Raw genomic sequence first — 19,014 nt, 5'->3', positions numbered from 1 at the left:
CTCGCGGGCGGGACGGTCAGAACTTGCGGTCGGCCACCGGCGGCAGGAACGCGTCGGTGAAGATGTCCTCCGTCTTCGGCTTCGCCTTGTAGGTGAAGGTCAGGCCGATCTGGTCGATGGACGTCGCGAAGCGCGCCGGGTCGATGCCGCCCCAGCCGTTCGCCTTCACCCACGGCGTCAGGATGTTCTGGTCGAGCGCCATCTTCAGGCGCTCGATCTCGACGTCCTTCTTGGCCACGTCGTTGCGCTTGATGACGAGGTCGGTGGCGGCGGACGGGTCGGCGACCGTGTCCTTGAGGCCCTTCACGAGCGCCTTGACGAAGCCCTTCACGGCCTCCGGCTTCTCCTTGGCGAAGGCCGGGTTGACCATGATCACGTTGCCGTAGAGCTCGACCCCGTAGTCGCTCATCAGCATGGTGACGATGTCGTCCACCGGCACGCCGCGCGACTTCACGTTGATGTAGGAGGACATCGAGAAGCCGAACACGGCGTCCACCTCGCCCGACGCCAGCATCGGCTCGCGCACCGGAAACCCGACGTTCTCGAACTTCATGCCCTTGTCGTCGAGCTTGTTGACCGTCTTGAAGATCGGCCACTGGGCATAGGCAGCGTCGGCCGCCGGGGCGCCGAACTTCTTGCCTTCGAGGCTCTTCACGTCGGTGGTGATGCCGCGGCTCTTGCGCCCGATGATCGCGAAGGGCGGCTTGTCGTAGACCATCAGCACGGCCTTGACGTCGACGCCCGGGTTCTCGTCGCGGAAGCGCACGAGCGAGTTCACGTCGCCGAAGCCCATCTGGTAGGTGCCGGACGCGACGCGCGGGATTGCCTCTCGCGAGCCGTTGCCGATGTCGATGGTGACGTCGAGGCCCTCGGCCTTGAAGTAGCCCTTCTCCAGCGCCACCAGGAACGGCGCGGCCGGGCCCTCGAAGCGCCAGTCGAGCGTGAAGCGCACCGGCGTCTGCGCCGAGGAGGCCGTCACGCCGGCAATCGAGGCCGCGACGAGCGCGACCGTGCCGAGAATGCGGGCGGCCGAAAACGACAGAACCATGAAAACTCCCTCCTGTGTCCGCCGCGGGGTCGGCGGGTGAGACGATCGAAGCCCGGTTTCGCAACTTTCATGCCGCGAAACGGCATGGCCGGTCTGTGCCGGCGGCGTGGCTTGCTGCATCCGTTGTGAGCGGATGCCTTAACTTTACGCAAGAGGCAATCGTCGACCGGGACTTGAAAGACGGGGATCGCAGCCCAACCTCTTGCGCGTGGTGGCCGGGCCCCTCTGGCGGAAGTCCGATCCTTCCGTGATGTCGGCACCACTGGGGCAAAACCAAGGGGTCGTTACCATGCTCGAATTCATGATGACGGACGTCATCGGAAAGCCGCTCTGGATGTGGGCGGGCTTCATGACGGTCGTCGCTCTCCTCCTCGCCTTCGATCTCGGCGTCCTGCACCGGGACAGCTCGAAGGAAATTTCCGTCAGCGAGAGCCTGAAGCTCTCCGCCTTCTACATCGCCATGGGCCTGAGCTTCGGCGCCTGGGTCTGGTACTCGATCTCGCCGCAGGCCGGCCTCGAGTACCTGACGGGGTTCGTCATCGAGAAGAGCCTCTCGATGGACAACATCTTCGTCATCGCGATGATCTTCGGCTTCTTCGGCATCCCGCGGGCCTACCAGTACCGCGTGCTGTTCTGGGGCATCCTTGCGGTCATCGTGCTGCGCGGCCTCATGATCGGCGTCGGCGCGGCGCTGGTGCAGCAGTTCAGCTGGGTGCTCTACATCTTCGCGGCCTTCCTCGTCATCACCGGCGTCAAGATGATCGTCGCCGCCGACAAGGAGTATGACGTCGCGTCGAACCCCATCCTGAAGTTCATGCGCAAGCATTTCCGGGTGACGGACCAGCTGCACGGCGAGAAGTTCATCATCAAGGACCGCGACCCGAAGACCGGCAAGATCGTCACCTTCCTGACGCCGCTCTTCCTCGTGCTCGTGCTGGTGAACGTCGCGGACGTGATCTTCGCGGTGGACTCGGTGCCGGCGATCTTCGCGATCACCACCGACACCTACATCGTGTTCACGTCCAACATCTTCGCCATCCTGGGCCTGCGCGCGCTGTACTTCGCGCTGGCGGCGATGATCGACCGGTTCACGTACCTCAAGTACGCGCTGGCGTCCGTGCTGATCTTCATCGGGTCGAAGATCGTGGTGGCCGACATGCTCGGCATCGCCAAGATCCCGCCGGCGATCTCTCTGGGCGTGACGTTCGCCATCCTCGGGGCCGGCATCGTCTACTCCCTGTGGAAGACGCGTGACACCGCCCGGGTGGAGGCCCGCCCGGCCGAGTAGCGCGGACCGCGTCCCCCCATTAGCGGTCCGCTCAAGGACGCCCCCTGCGGTTCTCGCGGGGGGCGTCGTCATTCCGGGTCCGGGTCACACCGGAAGCGGCCCGTCCGACTTCACCTCTTCCATCACCGCGTAGGTCCGGCTTTCCTTGACCCCGGGCAGCGACAGCAGCATGTCGCCGAGCAGGCGCCGATACGCCGCCATGTCGGCAACCCGCGTCTTGACGAGGTAGTCGAAGCCACCCGCCACCATGTGGCACTCGATGACCTCCGGGGCACGCCGCACGGCAGCAGCGAAGCGCTCGAATACGTCCGGCGTCGTCTTGTCGAGGCTCACTTCGATGAAGACGAGGAGCCCGCGGTCGAGCTTCTGCGGATCGAGCACCGCCCGGAACCCGGTCACGTAACCCTCGCGCAGCAGCCGCTTCATCCGCTCGCTCGTCGCCGTCGGCGAGAGGCCGATGCGCTCGGCGAGATCGACGGTGGTGATGCGCCCGTCCTCCTGCAGCAAGGCGAGGATGCGGCGGTCGACGCGGTCCAGATCGGTCACGGGTCTTTCCCTATCAGGACGATGATTGATAGCGAATTTCACTACCAGAAGGCAGTTTGCACTGGTCGATGCCCCAGGCAACAGCTGCTAAGATGAAAGAAGTCAAGCCGCACCTGCCCTTCAGCCGGGAGACCTCCGCCATGCCTGCTCCCTTCCGCGCTCCGTATTCGCCGCCGGACGTCGAGATCGCCCGGGTGCTGCTCGCCTCCGCCACGCTGCCGCCCGAACGCGAGGCGCGCATCGATGCCCGTGCTGGCAGCCTCGTGGAGGCGATCCGCTCCCGCAGCGGGGGGCTTGGCGGCGTCGAGGAACTGCTGCGCGAGTATTCGCTCTCGACCCGCGAGGGCCTGGCCCTGATGGTGCTTGCGGAGGCGCTGCTGCGGGTTCCCGACGCTGCGACGGCCGACAGGCTCATCGAGGACAAGCTCGGGCAGGGCGACTTCGCGCGCCATGAGACGCGGTCGGACGCTTTCCTCGTCTCGGCCTCGGCGTGGGCGCTCGGCGTGACGGCGCGGATCATCCAGCCGGGCGAGACGCCCGAGGGCATCCTCGGCTCGCTCGCCAAGCGCATTGGCCTGCCGGCCGTGCGGACGGCGACGCGGCAGGCCATGCGCGTGCTCGGCAATCACTTCGTGCTCGGCCAGTCGATCGGCGAGGCACTGGAGCGCGCCCGCACCGGAACCGGAAAGCTCTTCCGCTACTCCTTCGACATGCTCGGCGAGGGCGCGCGAACGCAGGACGACGCCGAGCGCTACGCGCGCTCCTACGCCGATGCGATCGATGCCATCGGTCGCGCCGCCGGCAACGAACCACTGCCGAACCGGCCCGGCATTTCGGTGAAGCTCTCCGCGCTGCATCCCCGCTACGACGCGCTCTCCCGCGACCGCGTGATGGCGGAGCTCGTGCCGGTCGTGGTCGACCTCGCCCGCCGGGCCAAGGGCTATGACCTCAACTTCACCGTCGACGCGGAGGAGGCCGACCGGCTGGAGCTCTCGCTCGACGTCATCGCCGCCGTTCTGCGCGATCCGCAGCTGGCCGGCTGGGACGGCTTCGGCCTCGCGATCCAGGCGTACCAGAAGCGCGCCGCCGCGGTGATCGACTGGGTGGCGGATCTCGCCCGCGAGCTCGACCGCAAGTTGATGGTCCGCCTCGTCAAGGGCGCCTACTGGGACACGGAGGTGAAGCGGGCACAGGAGCGCGGCCTCGCGGGCTATCCCGTCTTCACCCGCAAGGCGATGACCGACCTGAACTATGTCGCCTGCGCGGATCGCCTGCTCGCGGCGCGCCCGCGCATCTACCCGCAGTTCGCCACGCACAACGCGCTCACCGTCGCCACCATTCTCGAGCGGGCCGGCGGGACGGAAGGCTACGAGTTCCAGCGCCTGCACGGCATGGGCGACGCGCTCTACGAGAAGCTGCTGGAGGAGGCGCCCGGCCTCGCCTGCCGCACCTACGCCCCCGTCGGCGGCCACCGCGACCTGCTGGCCTATCTCGTCCGCCGGCTGCTGGAGAACGGCGCCAACTCCTCCTTCGTCTCCGTCGCGGCCGATCCCAACGTTCCGGTCGAATCGCTCCTGGCGCGGCCGGCGGCGGTGGTCCGCCGGCCGGAGCAGGCGGCCCATCCGCGCCTGCCGCTCCCGGCAGACCTTTACGGCGCCGGCCGGCGCAATTCCGCGGGCGTGGAGCTCGGGCACGCCGCATCCCTCGACGCCCTGCTGGCCGATGTCCGGGCTGCTGCCGTTGCCACCGCCTCGGCCGCGCCACTGGTCGATGGTGTCGTCCGCGCCGGTGCGGCGCGCCCGGTGACGTCGCCTGCAACGGGTCGCCCGGCAGGGACCGTCGCGGAGGCCGAGCCGGCGACGGCGGATGCCGCGATGGCGGCCGCCGGAAAGGGCTACCGCGCGTGGGAGCGTACCCCCGCCGCGACGCGCGCCGACGCACAGCTGAAGGCGGCGGACCTGCTGGAGGCCCGCCGCGGGCGCTTTATCCACCTCATGCAGGCGGAAGCCGGCAAGACCCTCGACGACAGCGTCGCGGAGCTGCGCGAGGCCGTCGACTTCCTGCGCTACTACGCTGCACAGGCCCGCGACCTCTTCGGCGAGGGCGAGGTGCTGCCGGGGCCGACGGGTGAGGACAACCGGCTTCTGCACCGGGGCCGGGGCGTCTTCGTGTGCATCAGCCCGTGGAACTTCCCCCTGGCGATCTTCCTCGGCCAGGTGAGCGCGGCGCTCGCTGCCGGCAACGCCGTCGTGGCCAAGCCCGCCGAGCAGACGCCGCTGATCGCCTTCGAGGCGGTGAAGGTGCTGCACGAGGCCGGCGTGCCCAAGGGTGCCGTCCACCTGGTGCCCGGGGACGGCGCGGTCGGCGCCCGGTTGGTCGGCCACCCGCTGGTCGCGGGCGTCGCGTTCACCGGGTCGACGGAGACCGCGCGCCGCATCAATCGCGCGCTGGCGGCGAAGGACGGCCCCATCGTCCCGCTCATCGCCGAGACCGGCGGCATCAACGCCATGATCGTCGACGCGACCGCCCTGCCCGAGCAGGTCGCCGACGACGTCGTCACCTCGGCCTTCCGATCCGCCGGCCAGCGCTGCTCGGCGCTGCGGCTTTTGTGCGTGCAGGCCGACGTCGCGGACCGGATGATCGAGATGATCGTCGGCGCCGCCCGCGAGCTGAAGCTCGGCGATCCCGCGGACGTGTCCGTGCAGGTCGGCCCCGTCATCGACGCCGAGGCGAAGGCGAAGCTCGATGCCCATGTCGAGCACATGCGGCGCACCGCCGTCGTCCACTACAGCGGGACCGCACCGGCCGGCGGCACCTTCGTCGCCCCGCAGGTCTTCGAGCTGAAGCGTCCCGAGGATCTCGCCGAGGAGATCTTCGGACCGGTCCTGCACGTCGTTCGCTACAAGGCCGGCGACCTCGGCCGCGTGCTCGACGCCATCGAGGGGAGCGGCTACGGCCTCACGCTGGGCGTGCATTCACGCATCGACACGACCATCAGGCACATCGTCGAGCGGCTGGACGTCGGCAACTGCTACGTCAACCGCAACATGATCGGCGCCGTGGTGGGCACGCAGCCCTTCGGCGGCTCCGGCCTGTCGGGGACCGGCCCCAAGGCCGGAGGACCGAACTACCTCAAGCGCTTCGGACTGGAGCAGACGGTGACCGTGAACACCGCCGCCGCCGGCGGAAACGCCAGCCTGATCGCCATGGGCGAGTGAACGCGACCGCGAGCGCAGCGTGGACAAGTCCTACCGCCCCAACGTCGGCATCGCCGTGTTCAACCGGGACGGGCGGGTGTTCGCCGGCCGGGCGACGGCGTCCGGGCCCGAGGTCATCGAGCCGGGCCGCGAGTGGCAGATGCCGCAGGGCGGAATCGAGGCGGACGAAGAGATCGTGACGGCCGCCCGGCGAGAGCTCGCCGAGGAAACCGGTGTCACCAGTGTCTCGCTTCTCGCGGTGACGACGGACTGGTGGGCGTACGACTTCCCGCCTTACGAGGGGCCGCCGCACCGGCTTTCCGTCTTTCGCGGGCAGCGGCAGCGGTGGGTCGCCTTCCGCTTCGAGGGGGAGGAGAGCGAGATCGACGTCCTCGCTCCGGGTCGGGCCGCACCGCCGGAGTTCACGGCATGGGCCTGGCAGCCGCTCGCCCGGCTTCCCGCCCTCGTGGTGAGATTCAAGCGGCCCGTCTACGAACGGGTGGCGGAGACCTTCGCCGCCTTTGCCTCACCGCTTCCACCAAAGAAAAAGGGCCGCTGACGCGGCCCCAGATCGATCGGAACGACCGGACGCTCAGTGCGCGTGGGTGCGCGACAGGAACGTGTCGCGGACTTCGAGCAGCTGCGCGAGCTTCTCGGCGGAAGCGCGGCGGGCCTCGTCGGTCTTGGCGTTGGCGAACTCGGCCTCGGCCGCCTTGATCTCGGCGGCGATCACGTCGTCGCTGATCTCCTCGACCGGGATGGCCTGCTCGGCGAGGATGGTCAGCCCGGAGGCGTTCACCTCGGCGAAGCCGCCGCGCACGAACAGCCGCTGCGTGCCGCCCTTGGCGTCGGTGACGACGGCCACGCCGGGGCGCAGCGTCGACATGACCGGCGCATGGTCCTTCAGCACGGCGAAGTCGCCCTCGGTGCCGGGCACCACGACCTGCTCGACCGGGCCCGAGAACAGCAGGCGCTCGGGCGAGACGAGTTCGAAGTTGAAAGCAGCCATCGTCCCTCACTTCCGCGCATCGGCGCCGGCCGGGGCCGGCGCGCGCGCTGCTTGCTGCTTACGCGGCCTCGGCGGCGAGGCGCTGGGCCTTCTCGACCGCTTCCTCGATGGTGCCGACCATGTAGAAGGCGGCCTCCGGGAGGTGGTCGTACTTGCCCTCGACGAGCCCCTTGAAGCCCTTGATCGTGTCGGCGAGCGGCACGAGCTTGCCGGGCGAGCCCGTGAACACTTCGGCGACGAAGAACGGCTGCGACAGGAAGCGCTCGATCTTGCGGGCGCGGGCCACGGCGACCTTGTCCTCTTCGGAGAGCTCGTCCATGCCCAGGATAGCGATGATGTCCTGCAGGGCCTTGTAGCGCTGCAGCGTCGCCTGCACCTGGCGGGCCACCGCGTAGTGCTCCTCGCCGACGATCATCGGGGAGAGCATGCGCGAGGTGGAGTCGAGCGGGTCCACGGCCGGGTAGATGCCCTTCTCGGCGATCGAGCGCGACAGCACGGTCGTGGCGTCGAGGTGGGCGAAGGAGGTGGCCGGGGCCGGGTCGGTCAGGTCGTCGGCCGGCACGTAGATGGCCTGCACCGAGGTGATCGAGCCCTTGGTCGTCGTGGTGATGCGCTCCTGCAGGGCGCCCATGTCGGTGGCGAGCGTCGGCTGGTAGCCCACCGCCGAGGGAATGCGGCCCAGCAGTGCCGACACCTCCGAGCCCGCCTGCGTGAAGCGGAAGATGTTGTCGACGAAGAAGAGCACGTCCTGGCCCTGGTCGCGGAAGTACTCGGCGACGGTGAGGCCGGTCAGCGCGACGCGGGCGCGGGCGCCCGGAGGCTCGTTCATCTGGCCGTAGACGAGGGCGCACTTGGAGCCGTCGCCGCCGCCCTTCTTGTTCACGCCGGACTCGATCATCTCGTGGTAGAGATCGTTGCCCTCGCGGGTGCGCTCGCCGACGCCGGCGAACACGGAGTAGCCGCCGTGCGCCTTCGCGACGTTGTTGATCAGCTCCATGATGAGCACGGTCTTGCCCACGCCGGCGCCGCCGAACAGGCCGATCTTGCCGCCCTTGGCGTAGGGAGCCAGCAGATCGACGACCTTGATGCCCGTCTCGAGGATCTGCGCCTCGGTCGACTGCTCGGCATAGGACGGGGCGGCCGCGTGGATCGGGCGCATCGCGTCGGCCGGGACCGGGCCGGCCTCGTCGACCGGCTCGCCGATGACGTTGATGATGCGGCCGAGCGTGCCATTGCCGACCGGCACGGCGATCGGGGCGCCGGTGTCGGTGACGGGCTGGCCGCGCACGAGGCCTTCCGTGGTGTCCATCGCGATGGCGCGGACCGAGGATTCGCCGAGGTGCTGCGCGACCTCGAGCACCAGGCGGTTGCCGCCGTTGGTCGTCTCGAGCGCGTTCAGGATCTCGGGCAGGTGGCCGTCGAACTGCACGTCCACGACGGCGCCGATGACCTGCGTGACGCGTCCGGTGGGTTTAGTGGCCATGGTCATGTCCTCGGTCTTGGCTCAGAGCGCTTCCGCGCCCGAGATGATTTCGATCAGTTCCTTCGTGATCATCGCCTGACGCGTCCGGTTGTAGGTCAGCGTCTGCTTCTTGATCATCTCGCCCGCGTTGCGCGTGGCGTTGTCCATCGCGCTCATGCGCGCGCCCTGCTCGGAGGCGGCGTTCTCGAGCAGTGCCCGGAACACCTGCACCGCGATGTTGCGCGGCAGCAGCGTCTGCAGGATCTCGCCCTCGCCGGGCTCGTACTCGTAGCTCGCCTGCGAAGCCGCGGGCGTCGCCTGCGCCGGGATTTCGGCCGGGATCACCTGCTGCGCCGTCGGGATCTGCGCGATCACGCTGCGGAAGCGCGAGAAGAAGATCGTCGCGACGTCGAACTCGCCGGCCTCGAACATGTCGATGATGCGCCGGGCGATCGGCTCGGCGGTGTCGAAGCCCAGCGTGCGCACGTTGCGCAGCTCGATGGCGTCGATGATCTGCCGCGCGAACTGGCGCTTCAGGATGTCGTGGCCCTTCTTGCCGACGCAGATGATCTTGACCGTCTTGCCGGCCGCCATCAGCGCCTGCGCCTTGTCACGGGCGAGGCGCGCGATCGACGAGTTGAAGGCGCCGCACAGGCCGCGCTCGGCGGTGAAGACGACGAGCAGGTGCACGTCGTCCTTGCCGGTGCCGGCGAGGAGCGGCGGGGCGCCCGGCCCGGCCACGCCGGCCGCGACGTTCGCCAGCACGGCGCTCATGCGCTCGGCATAGGGACGGGCCGCCTCGGCCGCCGTCTGGGCGCGGCGGAGCTTGGCCGCCGCGACCATCTGCATGGCCTTGGTGATCTTCTGCGTCGCCTTCACCGAGGCGATGCGGTTGCGCAGGTCCTTCAGCGACGCCATGGCTCGCCTCTACCTCTCCGGTCCGGCCGCGATCAGGCGAAGGACTTGGCGAACGCGTCGACCACGCCCTTGAGCTGCTTCGTCGTGTCGTCCGAGAGATCCTTCGACGTGCGGATCGCGTCGAGGATCCCGGCGTGGCTCGTCTTCAGGGTGGCCAGCAGGCCGTCCTGGAACGCGCGCACCCGGTTCACCGGCAGCGGGTCGAGGTAGCCGTTGACGCCGGCGTAGATCACCGCGACCTGCTCCTCCATCTGCAGCGGCGAGAACTGCGGCTGCTTGAGGAGCTCGGTCAGGCGCGCGCCGCGGTTCAGCAGGCGCTGCGTCGTGGCGTCGAGGTCGCCGCCGAACTGGGCGAACGCGGCCATCTCGCGATACTGGGCGAGCTCGCCCTTGATCTTGCCCGCGACCTTCTTCATCGCCTTCGTCTGGGCGGACGAGCCCACGCGCGACACCGAGAGGCCGACGTTCACCGCCGGGCGGATGCCCTGGTAGAACAGGTCCGTCTCGAGGAAGATCTGGCCGTCGGTGATCGAGATGACGTTCGTCGGGATGTAGGCCGACACGTCGTTCGCCTGCGTCTCGATGACCGGCAGCGCCGTCAGCGAGCCCGAGCCGAACGTCTTGTTCAGCTTCGCGGCGCGCTCCAGGAGGCGCGAGTGCAGGTAGAACACGTCGCCCGGATACGCCTCGCGGCCCGGCGGGCGGCGCAGCAGCAGCGACATCTGGCGGTAGGCGACGGCCTGCTTGGACAGGTCGTCATAGATGATCACGGCATGCATGCCGTTGTCGCGAAAGTACTCGCCCATGGTGCAGCCGGTGAACGGCGCGAGGAACTGCATGGGGGCCGGGTCGGACGCCGTGGCGGCGACGACGATGGAGTACTCCAGCGCGCCCTGCTCCTCGAGCACCTTCACGAACTGCGCGACGGTGGAGCGCTTCTGGCCGACGGCGACGTACACGCAGTAGAGCTTGGCGCTCTCGTCCGTGCCCTGGTTGATCGCCTTCTGGTTGAGGATCGTGTCGAGCGCAATCGCGGTCTTGCCGGTCTGGCGGTCGCCGATGATCAGCTCGCGCTGGCCGCGGCCGATCGGGATCAGGGCGTCCACGGCCTTGAGGCCGGTGGCCATCGGCTCGTGCACCGACTGCCGCGGGATGATGCCCGGGGCCTTGACGTCGACGCGCATGCGCTTGTCGGCCTTGATCGGGCCCTTGCCGTCGATCGGGTTGCCGAGCGCGTCGACGACGCGGCCGAGCAGGCCCTTGCCGACGGGGGCGTCGACGATGGCGCCCGTGCGCTTCACCGTCTGGCCTTCCTTGATGTCCCGGTCGGAGCCGAAGATCACGATGCCGACGTTGTCGGTCTCGAGGTTCAGCGCCATGCCGCGCACGCCGTTCTCGAACTCGACCATCTCGCCCGCCTGGACGTTGTCGAGCCCGTAGGCACGCGCGATGCCGTCGCCGACGGACAGCACCTGGCCGACCTCGGTGACCTCGGCCTCGGAGCCGAAGTTCTTGATCTGCTCCTTGAGGATCGCGGAGATTTCTGCGGCGCGGATGTCCATCAGCCGACCTCTTTCATCGCGGTACGAATGCCGTTGAGTTTGGTGCGCAGCGAGGCGTCGACCATCTTGGAGCCGAGCTTCACCACGATGCCGCCGATGATCGCGGGATCGACCTTCACGTCGATCGCCACGTTGTCACCGGCCACGTCCTTGAGGGCCTTGCGGATCTCGCCCATCACCGCATCGGAGGGCGCGTCGGCCACGGTCACCTGGGCGCGCACGACGCCGTGCGACTTGTCGACCAGCGCGCCATAGGCGCGGACCATGTCCGAAACCGCGAAGAGGCGGCGCTTGGCCGCCACGAGCTTGAGGAAATTGGCGGCAAGCCCAGTGACCCCGATCTTCGCCAGGATCGGCGCCAGCGCCTTGCCCTGCTCCTCGGCGGTGAACACCGGGCTGCGCACGAAGCGCTCGACATCCGGCTGGGTCGCGATGAGCTGGGCGAAGCGGTCGAGGTCCGCCTTCACCGCGTCGACCGCGCCAGCCTCGCGGGCCAGCTCGAACAACGCCGTGGCGTAGCGCCCCGCAACCCCCGAAACGATCGTGTTCTCTTGAGCCACCGGCCGTCTCTCGAACTCTCTGTCCCGACTGGGGTTTCGCGCCGCAGGGCCCGCTGCCGGGCATCGTCGCGCAACCACCGTCTGGTGTGGAACGGGCCCCCTCCGGTAAATCCCCGCGAACGCGCGGAAATACCCTGATCGGAGGCCCGAAAGGCGCCGGTGACCTAGCATGAGTATCCGGGGTGCGCAACCCGAACGGGACAGTGGAAAGGCCGACTTTCGGGGCAGGCGGAGGGGGTGCCGCCGGCTGGGCGGGCGCAGGCTCCGGCCAGGCTGCCGGAACTACAGGAAACTCATCGGATCGACGTCCACCTGCACGCGCACGCTGCCGGCGGTTTTCGGCGATCGGCCCAGCCAGGCCCTGAGCCAGCCCTGCAGGTCGAACTCCCGCGGCGTCTTGAGCAGCATGCGGAAGCGGTGCCGGCCTCGGATGACGGCGAGCGGGGCCTCGGCCGGCCCCAGCAGCAGCACGTCGGGGGGCGCTTCGGCGCAGCGCGCCATGGCGCGGGCATGGGTTTCCGCCTGGGGCCGGTCGGCGGCCGAGACGATGACGGCGGCGAGACGGCCAAAGGGCGGCAGGCCCGCCGCCTCGCGCATCGCCGTCTCCTCAGCGTAGAAGCGCTCGGCATCCCCCGACACCAGCGCCCGCATGACCGGATGGTCAGGCTGGAAGGTCTGGATGAGCGCCCGGCCAGCCGTGTCGCCGCGGCCGGCTCGCCCGGTCACCTGCTGCAGCACCTGGAAGGTACGCTCCGCCGCCCGCGGATCGCCGGAAGAGAGGCCGATGTCGCCGTCGACCACGCCGACGAGCGACAGGAAGGGGAAATTGTGGCCCTTCGCCACCAGTTGCGTGCCGATGACGATGCGGAACTCGCCCGCCGCCACCGCGTCGAGTTCCCGCCGCAGCCGCTCCGTCCCGCCGGGGAAGTCGGAGGAGAGCACGAGCGCCCGGTGGCCGGGGAAACGCTCCGCGACCTCCTCTGCCAGCCGCTCCACCCCCGGGCCGCAGGGAATCAGGGCGTCGGCGACGCCACAGGAGGGGCAGGTCTCCGGCCGTCGCTCGATATGCCCGCAATGGTGGCAGACCAGCGCCCGGCGGAACCGATGCTCGACAAGCCACGCCGTGCAGTTGGGGCACTGGAACCGATGGCCGCAGGCGCGGCAGAGCGTCAGCGGAGCATAGCCGCGGCGGTTGAGGTAGAGGAGCGCCTGCTCGCCGGCCTCCAGCGTCCGCGACACGGCCTCCGCCAGCCGCGGCGACAGCCAGCGCCCGCGCTCGGCCCCCTCGGTGCGCATGTCGATGGCGGCGATGGAGGGCAGGGCGCGTCCGCCGAAGCGCGAATCGAGCCGCAGGTGCCGGTAGCGCCCCCGGCGGGCGTTGACACGGCTCTCGATGGAGGGGGTCGCGGAGGCCAGCACCACGGGGCAGCCCTCGATCTGGCCGCGCACCACGGCCATGTCGCGTGCATTGTAGTGGACGCCGTCCTCCTGCTTGTAGGCGGCCTCGTGCTCCTCGTCGACGACGAGCAGGCCGAGCGACCGGAACGGCAGGAACAGCGACGAGCGCGCGCCCGCCACCACCAGCGCCTCGCCGGAAGCCACCGCCGCGAAGGTCCGCTCGCGCCGCCGCCCGGCGATGCCGGAGTGCCACTCGGCCGGCCGCACCCCGAAGCGCTTCTCGAAGCGGGCCAGGAACTGCCCCGTCAGCGCGATCTCCGGCATGAGGATGAGCGACTGCCGGCCGGCGCGCACGGCCTCCGCCACCGCCTCGAAATAGACCTCGGTCTTGCCCGATCCGGTGACTCCCTCCAGCAGGCTCACCGAGAAGGCGGCGTCCGCGACCGCCTGCCTCAGCGCCTGCGCGGCTGTTTCCTGCCCGTCCTCGAGATCCGTGCGGGCGTGGTCGGGGTCCGGCCGCGGGGCGATCGCCGGCGGCGGGATGCCGATGGCTTCCAAGGTCCCCTCGTCGACCAGCCCGTCGATCACCGCCGTGCTCACGGCCGCCGCGTCGGCAAGCGCGCGCTTGGAGAAGGCGAGGCCGCCCTCCGCCGCCGCGATCACCCGGGCTCGGGCGGGGGTCATGCGCGCCGGCGGCGGCCCGGCGAGCCGCACGCCCACCTGCATCCGCTCCGGTTCGTCATGGTCCGGCCCGCGCAGCGCCATGCGCAGCACCATGCCGCGCGGCGCGAGCGTGTAGCGCGCCACCCACTCCACGAAGCGCCGCAGCGCCGGGGACAACGGGGGGCTGTCCAGCTTCCGGGTGATGCTCTTCAGGTTGCTGGCGCCGCCGGCGACCTGCTCGCGCACCTCCCAGACCACCCCCTGCCACTCGCGCGGGCCGAACGGCACGGCCACGACGTCGCCGGCTCGCAGGTCGAGGGCAGGCGGGACGACATAGCTGTAGAGCTGGTCGAGGCCGGTCGGCACCAGGACGTCGGCGACGGTCGTGCCGCCGCCGGCCAGGGAGGTGGGGTTCGATCCGGCCGACATCCTTCCCCTCTACCACCGATTCGACGGCCGGAGAGAGCCGCCCAGTCGGAGGGAGCGGCGCGCTAACCGCTCCTTCACCATCCCGGCCCACCCTCGGGCCATGCAGACCATGGCCCCTGATCTCGCCGCCGCGCTGGTGAAATGGCGCCGGCACCTCGTTTCCGAGCGCCGACTCTCCGACAAGACGGTGGACGCCTACGAGCGCGACGTCCGCCAGTTCGCCGGCTTTCTCGCCGGTCGCGACGGGGAGGCACCGGGCCTCGCCACCCTCCGACGCCTGCGCCCCGGCGACCTGCGGGCCTTCATGGCGGAGCGGCGCGGCGAGGGCGTGGTCAGCCGCTCGCTCATGCGCAACCTCGCCGGCCTTCGCTCGGCCCTGCGCTTCCTCGAGCGCGAGGGCCTCTCCGACGTCTCGGCGCTGTCCGCGGTCCGCGGCCCCAAGGTGGCCAAGGGTCTGCCCAAGCCTGTCTCCGCCGCCGCCGCCCGCCGCATGACCGACCCGGACCTGCGCGCTGCCGAGGACCGTGAGACCTGGGTGCTGGTGCGCGACGCCGCCGTCATCGCGCTGCTCTACGGCAGCGGCCTGCGCATCTCGGAGGCGCTGGGCATCCGCGCCAAGGACGCGCCGGTTCCCGGCCGCGACAGCCTGACCGTGCTCGGCAAGGGCGGCAAGACCCGCATGGTGCCGGTACTGCCGCAGGTGGCGGCAGCCGTGCAGGACTACGTGAAGATGTGTCCCTGGCCGCTGGAGCCCGATGGCCCGCTGTTTCGCGGCGCCAAGGGCGGGCCGCTCTCGCCGCGCATCATCCAGTTGGCCATCGAGCGCCTGCGCGGCGCGCTCGGCCTCCCGGACACCGCCACGCCGCACGCCCTGCGCCACTCCTTCGCCACGCACCTGCTGGCCCGCGGCGGCGAACTCCGCGCCATCCAGGAACTGCTCGGCCACGCCTCGCTGTCGACGACCCAGATCTACACGGAAGTCGACACGTCCCGCCTGCTGTCCGCCTACCGGGCGGCGCATCCGCGGGCTTGAGGCTCTTCCCTTCTCCTCGCGGGCGGGGAAAAGGTGCCGGAGCGAAGCGAAGGCGGATGAGGGGCGGCCTCGCCGCGCAAACCCCTCATCCGGCCCTTCGGGCCACCTTCTCCCCGTCGGACGGGGAGAAGGGAACGCGCGGCGACGTCCCGACGACCCCGCTAAGGGCCCGGGAATCTCTTCGTCCGTCCCGCCCGTCCGTGACACCGCGCCGCGCACCCCCCTCTGGAACACGGCCGCGCCGGTGCTACCTTTTTCACGTCGGCCGATCCCGCCGATCTGACGAAGGAGTATCCCCCATGCGCAGAGACCTCCTCGCCATCCTGGTCGCCGCCGCGGCGCTCGCCGGGGCCGTGGCTCCCGCGGCCGCCGAAGGCGGCTGCTCGTCCTACAAGGCCGTGACGGCGTCCTCGAGCCAGTCCACGACCACGCAGACCGCGTCGGTCCAGACGCAGTCGCAGACGGCCACGCAGTAACGCCTGCCCAAACACGGAAAAGCCCGGGCCGCGCCAGCGGACCCGGGCTTTTTCTTGTCGTGACCGGTCCTCGAGGACCGGTCTCAGATGTGGATGGCGCGCTTCTCGACGGCCAGCGCCGCCTCCTTCACCGCCTCGCTCATCGTGGGATGGGCGTGGCAGGTGCGGGCGAGGTCCTCCGACGAGCCGCCGAACTCCATCAGCACGGCCGCCTCGTGGATCATCTCGCCGGCACCGGCGCCGACGATGTGCACGCCCAGCACCCGGTCGGTGTTGGCATCGGCCAGCACCTTCACGAGCCCGTCCGACTTGCGCATGGCGCGGGCGCGGCCGTTGGCGGTGAAGGGGAACTTGCCGACCGTGTAGGAAACACCCGCGGCCTTGAGCTCCTCCTCGGTCTTCCCGACCGAGGCCACCTCCGGCATCGTGTAGACCACGCCAGGAATGACGTCGTAGTTCACGTGCCCGGCCTTGCCGGCCAGGATCTCGGCCACGGCGATGCCCTCGTCCTCGGCCTTGTGGGCCAGCATCGGGCCGCGCACCACGTCGCCGATGGCGAAGATGCCGGGCACGTTGGTCTGGAAATGATCGTCGATGACGACGCGCCCGCGGTCGAGTGCCACGCCCGCCTGCTCCAGCCCCAGCCCCTCGGTGTAGGGGCGCCGGCCGATGGCGACGAGCACCACGTCGGCCTCCAGCACCTGAGCGTCGCCGCCCTTGGCGGGTTCGACGGTGACCTTCGCCCCTGCCTTGCCGGTCTCGACGCCGGTGACCTTGGAGCCGAGGAGGAAGGTGACGCCCTGCTTCTGAAGGATGCGCTGGAACTGCTTGGCGATCTCGTCGTCCATGCCGGGCAGGATGCGGTCGAGGTACTCGACCACCGTCACCTGCGCGCCGAGGCGGCGCCAGACGGACCCGAGTTCGAGGCCGATCACGCCGGCGCCGACGACGACCATCTTGCCTGGCACCTTCGGCAGCGCGATGGCGCCGGTGGAGGAGACGACGGTCTTCTCGTCGATGGTGACGCCGGGCAGCGGCGTGACGTCCGACCCCGTGGCGATGACGATCGCCTTGGTTTCCAGCACCTGCTCCGTGCCGTCCTCGGCCGTCACCTTCACCTGGCCGGGCGCCACGATCGTGCCGGTGCCGTGGAAGGCGTCGACCTTGTTCTTCTTCAGCAGGAAGCCGACGCCGTTCACGTTGGCGGCGACCGTGTCGTCCTTGTGCTTCATCATGCCGGCGAGGTTGAGCTTCGCCTTGCCGACCTCGATGCCGAGGTTGACGAAGTCATGCCCCGCCTCCTCGAAGAGGTCGGAGGCGTGCAGCAGCGCCTTGGACGGGATGCAGCCGACATTGAGGCACGTGCCCCCGTGCGTCTTGCGCTTCTCCACGACGGCGGTCTTGAGGCCGAGCTGGGCCGCGCGGATGGCGCACACGTAGCCGCCGGGGCCGGTGCCGATGACGATCAGGTCGTACTGGGCCATGCGGGCCTTCTCCTTCTCAGACGCCCGGCCGCCGTTGGGCCCGGAGCGCGCGTTTGACGTGGATGATGATCGCGGCGTGGAGGGCGACCGCGAGGGCGGCGCCGCACGCCTGCTGGATCGGCGAGGCGATGGGCCACTCGACGCGCAGCAGCGCCAGGCCGAGCGGCAGGAAGAGCGCGACGGCGGTGAAGAGACCGGGGTTCGGCTTCCGCATCGCCAGCGCCGGGCCGACGTGGACCAGCGCGTTGACCAGCAGCAGGTACGCCGCCAGCACGCCCCAGCCGGCGCCCGCGAGGTTGGTGAGCGCGATCACGGCGGCGAGGACCGCCCAGACGCCGACGATGTTGATGACGAACACGTCGAGCGGAGTCAGGACCTCGACGCCGCCCCCGATCTCGGCGTTGACGAAGCGGCGGAAGCGGTCGTCGTCATGCTCCTCGTACTGGTGGAGCATGTAGGCCGGCAGGCACAGGAACGTCAGCGTCTCCGCCGTCGACCAGCCCGTGGTGAGGACCGGCAGCAGCAGGAGAAGCAGGAGCCCGGCGAGCACCCCGCCGTACACCCAGTTCCCCACGAGCCGGTCCAGCATGGCTCGCCGCCGGGCTCAGAGGTCGAGCACGAGGCGCGCCGGATCCTCGAGCGCCTCCTTGACGCGAACGAGGAAGGTCACCGCCTCCTTGCCGTCGACGATGCGGTGGTCGTAGCTCAGCGCGAGGTACATCATCGGGCGGATCTCGATCTTGCCGCCCACCACCATCGGCCGCTCCTGGATCTTGTGCATGCCCAGGATGCCCGACTGCGGCGCGTTGAGGATCGGCGTCGACATCAGCGAGCCGTAGATGCCGCCATTGGTGATCGTGAAGGTGCCGCCCTGCATCTCCTCGATCTTCAGTTGGCCGTCGCGGGCCCGCTTGCCGAACTCGGCGATCTTCTTCTCGATGCCGGCGATCGACAGCATGTCCGCGTCGCGCACCACCGGCACGACGAGGCCCTTGTCCGTGCCGACCGCGATGCCGACGTGGTAGTAGTTCTTGTAGACGAGGTCGGTGCCGTCGATCTCGGCGTTGACGGCCGGGATTTCCTTCAGCGCCTGCACGCAGGCCTTCACGAAGAAGCCCATGAAGCCGAGCTTCGTGCCGTGCTTCTTCTCGAAGACGTCCTTGTAGGTGGCGCGCAGCGCCATCACCGCGCCCATGTCGACCTCGTTGAAGGTCGTCAGCATGGCGGCGGTGTTCTGGGCGTCCTTCAGCCGGCGCGCGATGGTCTGGCGCAGCTTGGTCATGCGCACCCGCTCCTCGCGGGCCGCGTCGTCCGGCACGGACGGGGCGCGGACCTGCGCGGGGGCGGCGGGAGCCGGCACGGCGGCGCTGGCCGCGGCCGCCACGGCGGCGAGCATGTCGCCCTTGGTGACGCGGCCGTCCTTGCCGGAGCCGGCGACGCCGGCCGGGTCGACACCCGTCTCGGCGGCGATGCGGTTGACGGAGGGCGCCTGCGGCGTCCCGGCCGGGAGCGGCTTGGCGGCCGTGGCGGGCGCCGGGGCCGGGGCCGGCTTGGCGGCGGGAGCCTCGGCCGCGGGAGCCGCGGCGGCAGCGCCGGAGCCCGCGGCGATCGAGCCGAGCAGGGCGCCGACGCCCACCGTCTCGCCGTCCTTGGCGACGATCTCGGCGAGCACGCCGGCGGCCGGGGCGTTGACCTCGAGCGTGACCTTGTCGGTCTCGAGCTCCAGCAGCGGCTCGTCCGCCTTCACGGCGTCGCCGGGCTTCTTGAACCACTTGCCGATGGTGGCCTCGGAGACGGATTCGCCGAGGGTCGGGACGCGGATGTCGGTGGCCATGGCCTTTCGGACCTTTCGTCAGGATCGGCGTTCGCAGGTCGGTCTCTCGACCGCCGCGCGGGAGGCGCGGGGAACACCCATGCGGAGCGGGGGCCGGCTCGCGCCGG

At 70.0% G+C, this 19,014-nt stretch carries 16 protein-coding genes; 5 read left to right on the top strand and 11 right to left on the bottom strand.

What is annotated here, in order from left to right:
• Nucleotides 1–16 precede the first annotated feature (16 nt).
• Entirely contained in the window at nucleotides 17–1,048 is a 1,032-nt protein-coding gene (locus ACX9GQ_RS16085; protein WP_459630576.1) for an ABC transporter substrate-binding protein, read from the bottom strand.
• Between the two features lie 289 nt (nucleotides 1,049–1,337).
• Between ACX9GQ_RS16085 and ACX9GQ_RS16080 the strand changes: the two genes are divergently transcribed.
• Nucleotides 1,338–2,336, top strand: a complete 999-nt coding sequence (locus ACX9GQ_RS16080) for a TerC family protein (RefSeq protein WP_459630575.1) — start codon at nucleotides 1,338–1,340, stop codon at nucleotides 2,334–2,336.
• 84 nt (nucleotides 2,337–2,420) lie between these two features.
• On the opposite strand, the gene ACX9GQ_RS16075 is transcribed toward ACX9GQ_RS16080, so the two are convergent.
• A complete protein-coding gene (locus ACX9GQ_RS16075; RefSeq protein WP_459630574.1) occupies nucleotides 2,421–2,882 on the bottom strand; it encodes an Lrp/AsnC ligand binding domain-containing protein in 462 nt (153 codons plus the stop codon).
• 140 nt (nucleotides 2,883–3,022) lie between these two features.
• Here ACX9GQ_RS16075 and putA point away from each other — a divergent pair, with 140 nt between their 5' ends.
• Both putA and ACX9GQ_RS16065 read left to right on the top strand, forming a co-directional pair.
• The gene (putA, locus tag ACX9GQ_RS16070) at nucleotides 3,023–6,100 is read left to right on the top strand and encodes a bifunctional proline dehydrogenase/L-glutamate gamma-semialdehyde dehydrogenase PutA (protein WP_459630573.1); all 3,078 of its coding nucleotides are present in this window, start codon (nucleotides 3,023–3,025) and stop codon (nucleotides 6,098–6,100) included.
• A 19-nt stretch (nucleotides 6,101–6,119) separates the two neighbouring features.
• The gene (locus ACX9GQ_RS16065) at nucleotides 6,120–6,638 is read left to right on the top strand and encodes an RNA pyrophosphohydrolase (RefSeq protein WP_459630572.1); all 519 of its coding nucleotides are present in this window, start codon (nucleotides 6,120–6,122) and stop codon (nucleotides 6,636–6,638) included.
• A 33-nt stretch (nucleotides 6,639–6,671) separates the two neighbouring features.
• Here ACX9GQ_RS16065 and ACX9GQ_RS16060 read toward each other — a convergent pair whose 3' ends face one another.
• The 6 genes from ACX9GQ_RS16060 to ACX9GQ_RS16035 form a co-directional block, all read right to left on the bottom strand.
• On the bottom strand, nucleotides 6,672–7,088 hold the full coding sequence (locus tag ACX9GQ_RS16060) for a F0F1 ATP synthase subunit epsilon (RefSeq protein WP_459630571.1): 417 nt from the start codon (nucleotides 7,086–7,088) through the stop codon (nucleotides 6,672–6,674).
• 58 nt (nucleotides 7,089–7,146) lie between these two features.
• Complete coding sequence (gene atpD, locus ACX9GQ_RS16055; RefSeq protein ID WP_459630570.1) at nucleotides 7,147–8,577, bottom strand: F0F1 ATP synthase subunit beta; 1,431 nt, start codon at nucleotides 8,575–8,577, stop codon at nucleotides 7,147–7,149.
• 15 nt (nucleotides 8,578–8,592) lie between these two features.
• On the bottom strand, nucleotides 8,593–9,468 hold the full coding sequence (locus ACX9GQ_RS16050) for a F0F1 ATP synthase subunit gamma (RefSeq protein ID WP_459630569.1): 876 nt from the start codon (nucleotides 9,466–9,468) through the stop codon (nucleotides 8,593–8,595).
• Nucleotides 9,469–9,500: 32 nt separating this feature from the next.
• Nucleotides 9,501–11,030, bottom strand: a complete 1,530-nt coding sequence (gene atpA, locus ACX9GQ_RS16045; RefSeq protein ID WP_459630568.1) for a F0F1 ATP synthase subunit alpha — start codon at nucleotides 11,028–11,030, stop codon at nucleotides 9,501–9,503.
• Complete coding sequence (locus ACX9GQ_RS16040) at nucleotides 11,030–11,590, bottom strand: F0F1 ATP synthase subunit delta (protein WP_459630567.1); 561 nt, start codon at nucleotides 11,588–11,590, stop codon at nucleotides 11,030–11,032. The genes atpA and ACX9GQ_RS16040 overlap by 1 nt, the downstream gene beginning before the upstream one ends.
• Nucleotides 11,591–11,872: 282 nt before the next feature.
• Nucleotides 11,873–14,080, bottom strand: coding sequence for a primosomal protein N' (locus tag ACX9GQ_RS16035; RefSeq protein WP_459630566.1), 2,208 nt, complete (start codon nucleotides 14,078–14,080; stop codon nucleotides 11,873–11,875).
• Nucleotides 14,081–14,189: 109 nt separating this feature from the next.
• Between ACX9GQ_RS16035 and ACX9GQ_RS16030 the strand changes: the two genes are divergently transcribed.
• Nucleotides 14,190–15,113 carry a tyrosine recombinase XerC gene (locus ACX9GQ_RS16030; protein WP_459630565.1) on the top strand — a complete coding sequence of 308 codons (924 nt, stop codon included), beginning with the start codon at nucleotides 14,190–14,192 and terminating at the stop codon, nucleotides 15,111–15,113.
• Nucleotides 15,114–15,412: 299 nt separating this feature from the next.
• A complete protein-coding gene (locus ACX9GQ_RS16025; RefSeq protein WP_459630564.1) occupies nucleotides 15,413–15,589 on the top strand; it encodes a hypothetical protein in 177 nt (58 codons plus the stop codon).
• A gap of 83 nt (nucleotides 15,590–15,672) precedes the next feature.
• Here ACX9GQ_RS16025 and lpdA read toward each other — a convergent pair whose 3' ends face one another.
• The 3 genes from lpdA to odhB are packed head-to-tail and all read right to left on the bottom strand — an operon-like array spanning nucleotide 15,673 to nucleotide 18,907.
• On the bottom strand, nucleotides 15,673–17,073 hold the full coding sequence (lpdA, locus tag ACX9GQ_RS16020) for a dihydrolipoyl dehydrogenase (protein ID WP_459630563.1): 1,401 nt from the start codon (nucleotides 17,071–17,073) through the stop codon (nucleotides 15,673–15,675).
• 16 nt (nucleotides 17,074–17,089) lie between these two features.
• Nucleotides 17,090–17,662, bottom strand: coding sequence for an HXXEE domain-containing protein (locus ACX9GQ_RS16015; protein WP_459630562.1), 573 nt, complete (start codon nucleotides 17,660–17,662; stop codon nucleotides 17,090–17,092).
• 15 nt (nucleotides 17,663–17,677) lie between these two features.
• Nucleotides 17,678–18,907 carry a 2-oxoglutarate dehydrogenase complex dihydrolipoyllysine-residue succinyltransferase gene (gene odhB / locus ACX9GQ_RS16010; RefSeq protein WP_459630561.1) on the bottom strand — a complete coding sequence of 410 codons (1,230 nt, stop codon included), beginning with the start codon at nucleotides 18,905–18,907 and terminating at the stop codon, nucleotides 17,678–17,680.
• Nucleotides 18,908–19,014: the final 107 nt, after the last annotated feature.

Source organism: Alsobacter sp. R-9 (assembly GCF_054612375.1).
This window is presented reverse-complemented; position numbering and strand designations above follow the sequence as displayed.

What these genes read in the sequence shown, in the direction of transcription:
- ACX9GQ_RS16085 (WP_459630576.1), bottom strand. Translation starts at nt 1,048, where the DNA reads ATGGTTCTGTCGTTTTCGGCCGCCCGCATTCTCGGCACGGTCGCGCTC.
- ACX9GQ_RS16080 (WP_459630575.1), top strand. Translation starts at nt 1,338, where the DNA reads ATGCTCGAATTCATGATGACGGACGTCATCGGAAAGCCGCTCTGGATG.
- putA (WP_459630573.1), top strand. Translation starts at nt 3,023, where the DNA reads ATGCCTGCTCCCTTCCGCGCTCCGTATTCGCCGCCGGACGTCGAGATC.
- ACX9GQ_RS16060 (WP_459630571.1), bottom strand. Translation starts at nt 7,088, where the DNA reads ATGGCTGCTTTCAACTTCGAACTCGTCTCGCCCGAGCGCCTGCTGTTC.
- atpD (WP_459630570.1), bottom strand. Translation starts at nt 8,577, where the DNA reads ATGACCATGGCCACTAAACCCACCGGACGCGTCACGCAGGTCATCGGC.
- ACX9GQ_RS16050 (WP_459630569.1), bottom strand. Translation starts at nt 9,468, where the DNA reads ATGGCGTCGCTGAAGGACCTGCGCAACCGCATCGCCTCGGTGAAGGCG.
- atpA (WP_459630568.1), bottom strand. Translation starts at nt 11,030, where the DNA reads ATGGACATCCGCGCCGCAGAAATCTCCGCGATCCTCAAGGAGCAGATC.
- ACX9GQ_RS16035 (WP_459630566.1), bottom strand. Translation starts at nt 14,080, where the DNA reads ATGTCGGCCGGATCGAACCCCACCTCCCTGGCCGGCGGCGGCACGACC.
- ACX9GQ_RS16030 (WP_459630565.1), top strand. Translation starts at nt 14,190, where the DNA reads ATGGCCCCTGATCTCGCCGCCGCGCTGGTGAAATGGCGCCGGCACCTC.
- ACX9GQ_RS16025 (WP_459630564.1), top strand. Translation starts at nt 15,413, where the DNA reads ATGCGCAGAGACCTCCTCGCCATCCTGGTCGCCGCCGCGGCGCTCGCC.
- lpdA (WP_459630563.1), bottom strand. Translation starts at nt 17,073, where the DNA reads ATGGCCCAGTACGACCTGATCGTCATCGGCACCGGCCCCGGCGGCTAC.
- ACX9GQ_RS16015 (WP_459630562.1), bottom strand. Translation starts at nt 17,662, where the DNA reads ATGCTGGACCGGCTCGTGGGGAACTGGGTGTACGGCGGGGTGCTCGCC.
- odhB (WP_459630561.1), bottom strand. Translation starts at nt 18,907, where the DNA reads ATGGCCACCGACATCCGCGTCCCGACCCTCGGCGAATCCGTCTCCGAG.